Source organism: Tamlana crocina (assembly GCA_040429635.1).
GTDB classification, from domain to species: Bacteria; Bacteroidota; Bacteroidia; order Flavobacteriales; family Flavobacteriaceae; genus Flavisericum; species Flavisericum crocinum.
This window is the reverse complement of record CP158972.1, coordinates 3,197,450-3,209,393: the sequence shown is the minus strand read 5'-3', so window position 1 is coordinate 3,209,393 and position 11,944 is coordinate 3,197,450. Positions and strand designations below refer to the sequence as shown.

Annotated in this window: 11 protein-coding genes; 4 read left to right on the top strand and 7 right to left on the bottom strand. The window is 38.7% G+C overall.

What is annotated here, in order from left to right:
- The first annotated feature begins 3 nt into the window (after positions 1 to 3).
- The 4 genes from ABI125_14170 (at position 4) to nqrF (ending at position 3,511) form a co-directional block, all read left to right on the top strand.
- A complete protein-coding gene (locus ABI125_14170) occupies positions 4 to 753 on the top strand; it encodes a Na(+)-translocating NADH-quinone reductase subunit C (GenBank protein XCF05849.1) in 750 nt (249 codons plus the stop codon).
- Between the two features lie 4 nt (positions 754 to 757).
- On the top strand, positions 758 to 1,402 hold the full coding sequence (locus ABI125_14165; protein XCF05848.1) for an NADH:ubiquinone reductase (Na(+)-transporting) subunit D: 645 nt from the start codon (positions 758 to 760) through the stop codon (positions 1,400 to 1,402).
- 77 nt (positions 1,403 to 1,479) lie between these two features.
- Positions 1,480 to 2,199 carry an NADH:ubiquinone reductase (Na(+)-transporting) subunit E gene (gene nqrE / locus ABI125_14160; protein XCF05847.1) on the top strand — a complete coding sequence of 240 codons (720 nt, stop codon included), beginning with the start codon at positions 1,480 to 1,482 and terminating at the stop codon, positions 2,197 to 2,199.
- Between the two features lies 1 nt (position 2,200).
- Positions 2,201 to 3,511, top strand: coding sequence for an NADH:ubiquinone reductase (Na(+)-transporting) subunit F (gene nqrF, locus ABI125_14155; protein ID XCF05846.1), 1,311 nt, complete (start codon positions 2,201 to 2,203; stop codon positions 3,509 to 3,511).
- Between the two features lie 94 nt (positions 3,512 to 3,605).
- Here the strand turns inward: nqrF and ABI125_14150 are convergent, their stop codons facing one another.
- From ABI125_14150 to ABI125_14120, 7 genes are all read right to left on the bottom strand, one after another.
- Positions 3,606 to 4,046, bottom strand: coding sequence for a Na(+)-translocating NADH-quinone reductase subunit F (locus ABI125_14150; protein XCF05845.1), 441 nt, complete (start codon positions 4,044 to 4,046; stop codon positions 3,606 to 3,608).
- 49 nt (positions 4,047 to 4,095) lie between these two features.
- Positions 4,096 to 5,535: a DASS family sodium-coupled anion symporter gene (locus ABI125_14145; GenBank protein ID XCF05844.1), complete on the bottom strand. Its 1,440-nt coding sequence runs from the start codon at positions 5,533 to 5,535 to the stop codon at positions 4,096 to 4,098.
- A gap of 79 nt (positions 5,536 to 5,614) precedes the next feature.
- Complete coding sequence (locus ABI125_14140; GenBank protein ID XCF05843.1) at positions 5,615 to 8,860, bottom strand: CHAT domain-containing protein; 3,246 nt, start codon at positions 8,858 to 8,860, stop codon at positions 5,615 to 5,617.
- A gap of 12 nt (positions 8,861 to 8,872) precedes the next feature.
- On the bottom strand, positions 8,873 to 9,616 hold the full coding sequence (locus ABI125_14135; GenBank protein XCF05842.1) for a hypothetical protein: 744 nt from the start codon (positions 9,614 to 9,616) through the stop codon (positions 8,873 to 8,875).
- Between the two features lies 1 nt (position 9,617).
- The gene (locus ABI125_14130) at positions 9,618 to 10,190 is read right to left on the bottom strand and encodes a sigma-70 family RNA polymerase sigma factor (GenBank protein XCF05841.1); all 573 of its coding nucleotides are present in this window, start codon (positions 10,188 to 10,190) and stop codon (positions 9,618 to 9,620) included.
- A 104-nt stretch (positions 10,191 to 10,294) separates the two neighbouring features.
- Positions 10,295 to 10,741: a hypothetical protein gene (locus ABI125_14125; GenBank protein ID XCF05840.1), complete on the bottom strand. Its 447-nt coding sequence runs from the start codon at positions 10,739 to 10,741 to the stop codon at positions 10,295 to 10,297.
- 124 nt (positions 10,742 to 10,865) lie between these two features.
- A complete protein-coding gene (locus tag ABI125_14120) occupies positions 10,866 to 11,924 on the bottom strand; it encodes a hypothetical protein (protein XCF05839.1) in 1,059 nt (352 codons plus the stop codon).
- Positions 11,925 to 11,944 lie beyond the last annotated feature (20 nt).

Here is an 11,944-nt window from a genome sequence, read left to right as displayed (position 1 = left end):
ACAATGAGTAATAAAACAGATAGTAACGCATATACTATAATATTTGCCATAGGCATGGTATTGGTAGTTGGAGCATTATTAGCGTTCACTGCAGCGTCTTTAAGGCCTTCAATAGATAAAAACAGAGAAATTGAAACCCAGCAGAACATTTTGTATGCTATGGGCGTAAATGAAAACGACGAAAGCAGCGCGCAGTTTGTTGACGCTTCAAAAGCTCCCGATTTATTCAGCCAATACATCAAAAAACAATTGGTGATTACTGAAGGGACTAACGTGAAGGAAAACGATAAAGCATTTTTGATCGACGTTAAAAAAGAGCAGGCTAAAGCTAAAGAAGGTGAAGAAAGACGTTTGCCATTGTTCGTTGGTGAAAAGGACGGACAAAATTATTACATAGCTCCAATCCGTGGAAAAGGACTTTGGGATGCTGTTTGGGCATACATCGCTATGGACGAAAACATGGTGATTCAAGGGGCTTACTTCGACCACAAAGGGGAAACACCAGGTTTGGGAGCCAACATTAAAGAACGTTTCTTTATGGACGACTTTATTGGCGAGCACTTGTTGGACAACAACGGTAACTTTAAAGGGGTGGAAATCACAAAAAGTAACGCCGACCCAACCAACCAAGATAAAACCGATAACGAAGTAGATGCAATTGCAGGTGCTACAATTACAGGAAATGGTGTGGCAGCAATGATTAAAAGTGATTTGTCGTTGTACGTGCCGTATTTCAAAACTTTAAAAAATTAATCGTATGGGATTACTTTCTAAAAAAGACACAAAATTAATTACAGATCCATTAGCGGATAACAACCCTATTACCATTCAGGTATTGGGTATCTGTTCGGCATTGGCTATTACGGCGCAGTTGAAAGCTTCAATTGTAATGTCGTTGTCTGTATTGTTCGTATTGGGGGCTGGTAACGTCGTTATCTCTTTAATTCGAAACATTATCCCATCAAAAATTAGGATCATCGTTCAGCTTACCGTTGTTGCTGCTTTGGTAATTATTGTAGACCAAGTGTTAAAAGCGTTTGCTTATTCTTTAAGTAAAGAACTTTCGGTTTTCATTGGTTTGATTATCACCAACTGTATCATTATGGGACGTTTTGAAGCCTTTGCTTTAGGTAATGGCCCTTGGAAATCGTTCTTGGACGGGATTGGTAACGCTTTGGGTTATGCCGTAATCTTGATAATTGTTGGGTTCTTTAGAGAGCTATTGGGTTCTGGAACCTTATTAGGATTCAAAGTGTTGGGAGACCCTATTGAGAAAACGGGATTGTACGCTATTGGTTATGAAAACAACGGATTTATGTTGTTGTCGCCTATGGCATTGATTGTTGTGGGTATCATTATTTGGGTACAACGTAGCAGAAACAAAGACTTAATTGAAGATTAATAAAATTAGTAAGCAGTTAGCAGTCGCCAGTAAGCACTTACTAAGGACTGAAGACTGAAGACTGAAGACTTAAAAATATGGAACATATAGAATTATTTTTCAAATCGATTTTTATAGATAACATGGTATTTGCCACATTCTTGGGGATGTGTTCTTACCTTGCGGTATCTAAAAAAGTAAGTACAGCCGTTGGGCTTGGTGCTGCCGTAATCTTTGTATTGGCAGTAACCGTTCCTGTTAACTGGCTATTAGATCAATATATATTACAACCTGGAGCTTTAAAGTGGTTAGGTGCAGAGTATGCCGATTACGATTTAAGTTTCCTATCGTTTATCATGTTTATCGCAACTATTGCAACCATGGTACAGTTGGTTGAAATCGTGGTAGAGAAATTCTCTCCATCACTTTACAACTCTTTAGGAATATTCTTACCGCTTATCGCCGTAAACTGTGCGATTTTAGGAGGTTCTTTATTTATGCAGTCTCGTGAAATCCAAACCATAGGGTTGGCTTTTAACTACGGAATATCTTCAGGTATCGGTTGGTTCTTGGCTATTTTGGCCATTGCCGCCATTCGTGAAAAAATACGATACTCTAACGTTCCTGCTCCATTAAGAGGTTTGGGTATTACGTTTATCATTACCGGTTTAATGGCGATTGGATTTATGAGTTTTGGTGGTATGTTAACAGGTGGTGACGACGAAGGAAAAGAGCAAACCGAAACGGCAAAAATTGAGCAGGCCGAGCAAAAAGAAGAGAACAAATTAGCTGAAAACACCACTACAATAAACGAGTAATATGATATTAGCAGCAGGTACATTAGGAACCATTTTAGCAACCGTAGCCGCCTTTTTAACGGTAACCTTACTTTTGGTGGCCTTGCTATTGTTCGTAAAACAAAAACTTTCGCCATCTGGTCCGGTAAAGATCAAAATCAATGGTGAAAAAGAAATAGAAGTAGAATCAGGTGGAAGTTTACTTTCTACCTTGGGTAACAAAAAAATATTCTTGCCATCGGCTTGTGGTGGTGGTGGAACGTGTATCCAGTGTGAGTGCCACGTTCTTGAAGGAGGTGGTGAAGCACTTCCAACGGAAACACCACACTTTACGCGTAAAGAATTACAGCACGGTGCCCGTTTGGCTTGCCAGGTGAAGGTAAAGCAGGATATGGAAATCACCATCCCTGAAGAAGTGTTTGGTATTAAAAAATGGGAAGCCGAAGTAGTACGTAACTACAACGTAGCATCTTTCATTAAGGAATTCGTTGTACGTATTCCAGAGGATATGAATTACAAAGCGGGTGGATATATTCAAATTGAAATTCCACAATGCGAGATTAAATATTCTGATATCGACATTACGGCTCACCCAGAAGAGCACGAAACACCAGATAAGTTTCAAGCAGAATGGGATAAGTTTGGTCTTTGGCCATTGGTAATGAAAAACGATGAAGTGGTAGAGCGAGCTTATTCTATGGCTTCTTACCCAGCTGAAGGTCGCGATATTATGCTTAACGTACGTATTGCGACCCCGCCATGGGACAGAGCTAAAAATGGATGGATGGATGTAAACCCAGGGGTGGCTTCATCTTATATTTTCTCAAGAAAAGCAGGAGATAAGGTTACTATTTCAGGACCTTACGGTGAATTCTTCATTAATGAAAGTGATGCCGAAATGCTTTATGTTGGTGGTGGTGCTGGTATGGCACCAATGCGTTCGCACTTATACCACTTATTCAAAACATTGGAAACAGGCCGTACAGTGACCTATTGGTATGGTGGACGTTCTAAGCGTGAATTGTTCTACTTAGAGCATTTCTACGAATTGGAGCGTAAATTCACTAACTTTAAGTTCTTCTTGGCATTGTCTGAGCCATTACCAGAAGATAACTGGAAAGTGAAAAAAGACATCCACGATGCAGAAGGAGATGGTTTTGTTGGGTTTATCCACAATTGTGTGATTGATAACTACCTAAGTAAACACGACGCTCCAGAGGATATTGAATTGTATTTCTGTGGACCGCCATTAATGAACAAAGCGGTTCAAAAAATGGGAGAAGATTTTGGTATCCCAGATGAGAACATTAGATTCGACGACTTTGGTGGATAGACAATAAATGCTGAACTTGATTCAGCATCCCACAAATAAAATTAAGCCCAATACTGCTGTATTGGGCTTTTTGTTTTTATTAATTGTTTGTGGTTTACAATGACATTTGGTCATGTTCGAACTCAAATAATTTGGTATAATCCATGACGTTTGGAATGCCATCCAATTCACATAGAAAAGTAACCACAGCACTCAATCCTTCAAAAAGAATGGTTTTGTCGGTGGGATGTATTGGTTTATTGTTATTATGGTGAAGCGGAAGTTGGTATCCACAGGCTTTTAAAAAGATGGCTTCAATATTCAAAAGTTCATGAGGGGTATAACCGTTAAAGGTTCGTCCGAAGTTTTGGTGTACCAGCCCCACATAGTTCAATTTGGTGGATCCGTGTTCATCCGAAAGGTGTTTCCAACTATCGGTATGGTCCAAAATGTTTCCAACGGCACATTGCTTGCAACACTCAGGATTCAGGGTATTAGAATGAAAAGCGGTGTAAAGCTTTTTAATGGCGGCATCAAAACGATTGGTGGTTTCCATAACTTCTTTCTTTCTAAGATAAGAAAAAAGAACGACTTTGCCGCCTTACCTAAAAAATCAAAGGCAGAACAAAATTAAACAAAGTTATTAAAAGCAATACCGAAATGATGTTCAAAACAATGCCAACCCTCGCCATTTGACTCACTTTAACGTGACCGCTAGCAAAAACAATGGCATTGGGGGGTGTCGCCATGGGAAGCATAAAAGCACAACTACTGGCTATAGTAACGGGAATTAAAAGGTGTAGAATGGGGATGTTCAAACCAAGGGCTATACCTGCCACTACGGGAGCTAAAACTGCTGTTAGGGCCACGTTGCTCATCAGTTCGGTCATAAACAGCATTAAGAAGATGAGGGCAGAGGCCATCAACAAAACACTGATGTTGCTATTTGAAATGGCCGTTGCGACTACATCAACAATACCAGTGGCCGACATGCCATTGGCCAGCGCTAAACCACCACCAAATAATATTAAAATACCCCAGGCCAGTTTTTCGGTATCGTTCCATTGCAATACAAAATTGCCTGTTTTTAAGTTGAAAGGAATTGCGAAAAGGGCAATAGCACCCAATACACTAATGATGGTGTCTGAAAGTGCTAAGGCAGGAAGTAACGAATTGATTAGACTTCTGAAAATCCACAGAAACACAATGCAAGCGAAAATGATTAATACGTGCCGTTCTTTTTTAGAGGTTTTTCCGAGTTTTTTCAGTTCGGTATCAATAAATTGTTTTGAGGCTTTAAATTCCATGTCGTGGTTTGGGAACATCCATTTAACTAAAACCCAATAAATAATAGCTATTAAAATGATGGAAAACGGAAGCCCCATAACCATCCATTTTACAAAGGATATCTCAATGTTGTATTCGTTTTCCAATAACCCAATCAATACCGAATTGGGTGGTGTGCCAATCACGGTAGCAATACCTCCTGCATTGGCCGAAAACGCAATACCGAGCATCACGCTAAGGGCAAAATTTTTATCATTTTTTGTGAATCCGTCGGCATCATCAATGAGTAGTTTAATAACCGACATGGCTATGGGCAGCATCACAACGGTACTGGCGGTGTTGCTTATCCACATGCTCATAAATCCGGTGGCTATCATAAAGCCCAAAACAACCCGATTGGGTGAGGTGCCCGTTCGTTTTATGATGTTTAAGGCAATCCGTTTGTGTAGGTTCACTTTTTCGAGCGCCAAGGCTAAAACAAATCCGCCAAAGAAAAGAAACACAATGGGGCTGCCGTAGTTGGCGCCAACCTCGTCCATGGGCATCACCTTAAACAACGGAAAAATAAAAAGTGGCAATAGGGCAGTTACCGAAATGGAAACGGCTTCGGTAATCCACCAACAAATCATCCAACAGGCCATGGCAATCACCGAATTGGCTTGCGTAGAAATGATTTCGGGCGTGAAAAATTGTATGATTATAAACAACAAAGGACCAAACAAAAGTCCGAGTCTTTTAGATATAGGGTGTGTTTTCATGTCCCAATGATTGTTGGTTTAGTTAGCTAAAGGCATGCGGAATTTAGTGAAACTTTTTTGGGAAATCAAACTGAAGTATTTAAGCAGACTCGGCTTTTCTTCTCAAGCGTTTAAGCAAAAGTAAAGCAACAATGAGAAGTATGGCTCCCCCTAAAACCCAGTACAAAACGTTTAAATAAGGTGTGAAATGAATGGGGCTGGCATCTCCAATGAGCACGAGTCCTGCCCAATAATTCGGCGCTTTAGTCCGTCCATGGGCAGTAGTTAGGTACTTGAGTTTGGCTTGCTGCAAGGCTTTGTCTTTTGCCATCCCCTTTTTTATGTTTCTGTAGAATAGTTCGATGATTTCGGTACTCGTTTTTTCATCAATTTTCCAAAGGCTAGTTAAAATGCTTTCGCTTCCGGCATAATTAAAGGCGTGCGCCAAAGATATCATGCCTTCGCCCGCTTGGTAGGTTGGTTTTCCTGTTTCGCAGGCCGTTAAAATGGCTAGGTTTGAATTTAGATTTTCGTTATAAATTTCATAGGTGTAGAGTGAGTTGTCTTCATCCATATTGTTTTTGGCAAAAATTAATCGTGATAGCTCCGGAGTGATGTTATTCGATTCGGCGTGGGTTCCAATGTGTATAATTTTATGCTCGTTGGCTTCATTTTTAAAAACCTGTTTGGAGGCATTTTCATTAATAAAAGAGGTGCCATTAAAAAGCCTGGAATATTCTTTTGCTAAATCGACGCTAAAGGGTTGAGGCAATAGGGAGAGGTAGGTTTTATCTACCGAAACCGAATCGGTTATGCCAATGCTGTACTGTTTTTTCATGTCTTCGGTAAACTCTGGGGCAAAGGCTACAAAATCGTTTTGGTAATCAACAGTAATTTTGTTTTTGCCCAACAGTAGCAAGCTGTAATTATACGAAATAATGTATTTTTTTAGCAAACAGTTGTTCGTTAATCCATCTAAAGAAGTTACGGGTGTTGGAGTTAAACTTTCAAAACTGAGGTTAAAAAGTACACCATCTGGAATAATAACCACATTTTCGGTGGTGATACTGGCTTCCAATGGCTGCCACAATTTGGTGTATAATTGATGGAGTTTTTGGCTGGTTTTTTCAAAATCCAATTCGTTTTCAGAGAGTTGAGTAATCTCTTCGGCAATTTTAGTATCGTCGAGTAGAAATATTTTTTTTCCGTTTGATGTAAAAACCAAGGAATACAACTTTTTTTCTATGTAAAAGTAGCGAACTACCGTCGTGTTGTTGGGGATATTTTGGTTTAGGTTGTCCAGTGGTTCTTCAATACTGGCATAGCGCATTTTATAGTATTTGGGGTAGTTTTCTTTTAAGGAATCCAAAAAAGTATTCCAGTTAGCATTGGCTTGAAAAAAATGTTTAAAGCTACCATCGTTATTCTCAATGGAACTGCTAAGTGTATTAAGGAGGTGTTTTTCGCGTTCCAAAACAGTATTGGGAAGGTTGGCAAAAGCCAAATTGTTTTTTAGGTTTAGTCGCGACCTAATACGGTTGTAAAGACTCGACTCGTGGATGGTGAGCAGTCGGTTTAAATAGGTTTCATTTTTAGTAAGGTTGAACAAATCTAAAAGCAATTGCTTTGAAAAATTGAAGAGCTCGTTATTTTCCGAAATGAGTAAACTTAAATCGTCATAAGACTTGATAATGGATTTCCGTTGTTCTAAAATGTCAATTCCCGAATTAATTTCTTCTAAAAGTACTTTTAAATCGGTTTCAGTGGGGGTATCGTTTAATAGGAACTTTGATTTGGCATTGATTAAAAACGCTTTGGGTTTGCGGTATTGAATCTGCACCGAATCCTTAAAGCCATTGGTGGTAAAGTATGGTTTGTCGAGAAAAGTAATGGCCTCGTTGCTGTAGGTTGCTGCTTTTTGGTATTGCTTCAATTTAAAGTGAACTTCGCTCAAATTGACAATATGATGAAATTCTTGGATGCTGCTTTTAAAGTCGCTCGATTTTATAAAACTATAGCTTTCTTCAGCCAAAGTAATAGCCTTATTTGCATTGTTGATGTCTGCATAAAATTGAGACATGTTGATAATCTCATCAAGAAAATCGCGGGTGTAATCGTTTTTGCCAAGTGATGTTTTGTAAAGTGTATAGGCTTCATCGTAAAATTGTTTGGCATTTTCGTTATCGCCCAATTCGTGACTAATGGAAGCTTTTGTAGATAGGGCACTAGCTTTCCAGAAAAACATGGTGTTTTTGCTATTTTTTATCCTTTCAATGGCTTGGTCTATCAATTTATTCGCGGCGTTGAAATCCCTAAGTCCGATTTTAGATTGCGCCGAAATGATAAGTGAAATGGTTAAGTTATTATCATCAGGAGCCAGGTTTTTTAACTTTTTTTGATAAGAATATGAGATCAATTGGTCGGCCCGTTCAAACTCGCCAATGGAATGGTAAAAGGAGCCTAAATTGTCGATGGCTACCAATTGATGCTTAAGCGTACGAAGCTTACCAGATTCATCATTAGAGACATTTAAATAATTTTGAAAGTTATGGATTACCTGTTTTGAAGATTCAATAGCTTCTTCAATGTGCCCCAAAGCATGATTGATAACGGCTATGTTCATTTGCACCAAAGCTTTCCTATAATATTTATTTTCGGGAGTTTGCTCCAAACTATCGAGCATTTTTGTCGCCTTTTCGAAATAAAATCGACTACTATCTAGTTTTGCCGAATACCACATCATGCCACCAAGAGCATTATAAGTTTGGTGCAGCGATAAATAATCTTTGCTTTTTGAATTCAGCATGATTTTTATCGATTTGGCATATTGTTTTTTGGCTAACGCGTAATCGCCCAAATTTGAAGCCAAGTACCCTAAGTTATGGTGTATGGCGCTTAGGGATGCCTTTTTGGGGTTTTTGATATTTTGTGCAATTTTCAAAGCCTGTTCAGTGATGTTATAGGCTTTTTGTGTAAGTCCGGCATCATCGTAAATCCAAGCAAGTTCGAGTGAAAATTCCTTGTTTACATAAGGACTATTATAAGCCTTGAGTTCCTTTCCGAAGGCTTCAGCATTTTTTATGGCTAAGTCGTGATTGTTGTTGGCCAATTTTAAGCTGCCCACCAAAAAAATATACTTTAATAAACTATCTGTGTTTTTTTCGGATCGGTAAACATCCAGTTGCGATTTTAATTCTTTTTTGGCCTTGAACAGTGAATCTTGTTCAATGAGGTTTTGAATGTATTTGATGCCAGAAATGGAATCGTTTTGGGCATGGGTTTTTAAGGTGAAAGTGAAAAGAACCAGAAAAACGATTTGTTTGTAATATGGAAATAACCTGCCCATATGGTTAAAGTTTTAATCCGTTAACTCAAGAATAATTTTTTTGCTGGAATCGGTTTTGGATAGTTTGAAGTGTTTTTTTGCCAGTTCAATATTACCTTCCTTTAAATAGGCCAAACCCAAATAATGGTTGGCCTCGTTTATTAAAGGAAACGAATCTTGCGATTGAACGGTTCTTTCTAAAAACGGAATGGCACGGTTTACATCTTTGCTGTTCATGTGGGCCATGCCAATAAAATAATTTAAAGTGTCGTTTTGTGGTTTTGTTTCGAGTAATACCGTCCACTTTTCAATAGCCTTATTATAATCACCATGTTTGTAACTTACCATGGCATCATAAAAATCGAAATTATTGGTGCTGCTCATTGTAGTTGGTAAACCGGGGTCTGGTGTGAAATATTTGGCATAAAGTTTTTCACTGGGGGAGGAACTAAAAAACCAAATGCTAACCATGGCAATAACAACGGCCGCGGCAGCCACCCATTTGCTGAGTTTTAAAAACTGGATTTTTTTATAGTTATCTTTCTTGTTTTGTTGGTTTTCAATGTCTTGATGAAAAATATTCAGTTCTTCTTTTAAGGCTTGGGTTTCAATACCAGATAGTATGGTTTTAATCTCTTCAACCTGTATCCTAAAGTCTGAGTCTATTTTAAGATAATCGTCAAAATCCTTACGCTCTTTTAAGTCCATAGTACCGTTAATGTAACGCTCAATGGCTTCAAGCACTTCTTGCGATATGTCGTTGTTTTTATTTTTCAATTTATGTGTTTTTTGAGGCCAAAACCATGGTGCGCAATTTTTCCATGCAGCGGTATTTTTTGTTCCTAGCGGTGCTCTCTTCAATGTTTAATTCTGAAGCGATATCGCGCAAGGACTTCTTTTCAAAATAAAAGGTCTTTAAAAGTTGTTTGCAGGGTTGGCCTAAGTTTTTAAAGGCTTCCATGGTCATTTCCAGTTTGGTGTTTTTGGGTTCGTTGTCATCTTCTTCATCCCTCAACACTCTTAACGTAATATTGTCGAGCGATTTGGAATTTTTATAGCTTTTGGATCTTAATACATCTGTCCATTTATTTTTTGCAATTTGATACAGATAACCTTGTAAAGCGGTTTCGTTCTGCGGAACAAATTTTCCGTTGTTAACGTTGGCCCACACCAAAATAAAGGCCTCTTGGTAAATGTCTTTGGCATGCTCTATGGTGCCGCTGTTTTTTAAAACCAAGGTTTCAACCTTTGGGTAATTGGCTACATAAAACTGTTTTAACACGCTGGTGTCGTTTGTTTTTATGGCTCGTAGTAGCTGCGACTGACTTAATAAGTATAGTGTTTTCCCCATATGATAATAGCTAGGGGAAAGATACAATTATTTAGATTTCGTTCAAATACAAAGCCTTAAACGGCATATAATTTTGTTGTTCTACTAAGTATTGGCACTTGCAGCTACTTTATCCTTTCATAGTTTTCTGTTGAAACGATCGTGGTTGTGTTCCTGTTTTCAAGGACCAAGGTGTTGTCGTTTAGTGTTTTTATCTTTTGTGAAAATCCATTTTTTTCATCAAGTTCATTAAAAAAGAATACCTCTCCGTTCTCAATAGCATAACATGTGGGAATAACGGTTAAAATTTCGCAATTGCCTCCAGAAAAATTATCCCATATAAACTGGGTTTCGGTTACGGTGAGTTTGGTTTTTAAGTCGCAATGTTCTACTAAAAGTTGCCCGCCGCTAACGGTTCCTGTAAACAGCCACTCTCCAAAAATTTGTGGTGTTGTTGTGTTTTTGGCAGGACAATCATTTTCAGATTTCGCACTATCATCATCACTGTTTTCATTGCACGAGAGATATAACGATGCTACGGTTATTAAAAGTATGTACGGAATGTTTTTCATGATTTCTGGTGTTTAAATTTATTTTCGCTAGAGGTCCTGTGTAATAATTTATATGAATGTTTTGCCCCGTTTGCAACCCTCAACGGTTTCAGGAAAAATACCTGTATAAAAGCGGGCTTGTTGTTTATTTTATAAAAACAGAAAATGCCCGTCCTAAATTCTTGCCATCTGTTAAACTGGTGGCTACGCCATTTTTCCACAACATGGCCTTGTCGTTTTGTGCTCCGCGTTCGCTTCCTGCAACATATATGTCGTCGTTATGTATAAAAATAGAATTTGCCCTGGCATTTTTACTGCCATCTGTAAGTCTTGTAGGTACGCCATTTTTCCATAGGGTAGCAACCTCTTCAGAAGCATTGCCAAGCATTTCCCATCCTACTGCGTAAACATCATCCCCAGAAACAAGAACATCTTCAATAAGTGCATTTTTAGTGCCGTCTGTTATATTGATAGGGGTACCGTTTTTCCAAATCTTGGCAACTAATGTTTTGTCGCTTTCGTTATTGTACTCTGATCCGCCAACGTAAACATTGCCGTTTGAGACATAAACAGAAGTTGCTGAGGCAAATTTTGAGCTGTCTGTTAATGGTGTGCTAACTCCATTTTTCCATACTACTGCGGTAAATTCTATATTATGTAATTGCCATCCTGCAGCATAAACATCGCCATTTGATATAAATACCGATCGTGCCCTAGATTGCTTACCATCAGATAGATCGGTTGCAATACCGTTTTTCCATAGCCTTGCGTTAAACCCAATGTTTCCTACTTCATCGCCTGCAACATAAACATCATTTCCATCCACAAAAATGGATGCAGAGGTAGAGTTTGTTGTGCCATCTGTAAGTTGGGTTGGTGTACCGTTTTTCCAAACAGTAGCGATATTGTTGTTGCCGCTTAATTCATAACCGGCCACATAAGCATCATTGCCCGAAACAAATACCGAGTTGGCAATTCCAGGGTTGTTATTGCTAGAGATGTTCAACGGTGCGTTGTTTACCCATAATTCGGCAACCGAAGTGTTTTGGTTTTCGGGCTTGGTTCCTGCCACATATATTTTTGGGCCAGCACTGTCGTCTATCTTCTCATCATCTGGGCTGCTCTCACTACAGCCTAGATTGGCTAGCATGATTAAGCTAATTAAGGCTGATGCCATTCTTTTAGATAGATGTAAAACTTTCATGATTATTTTTTTTTTGGATT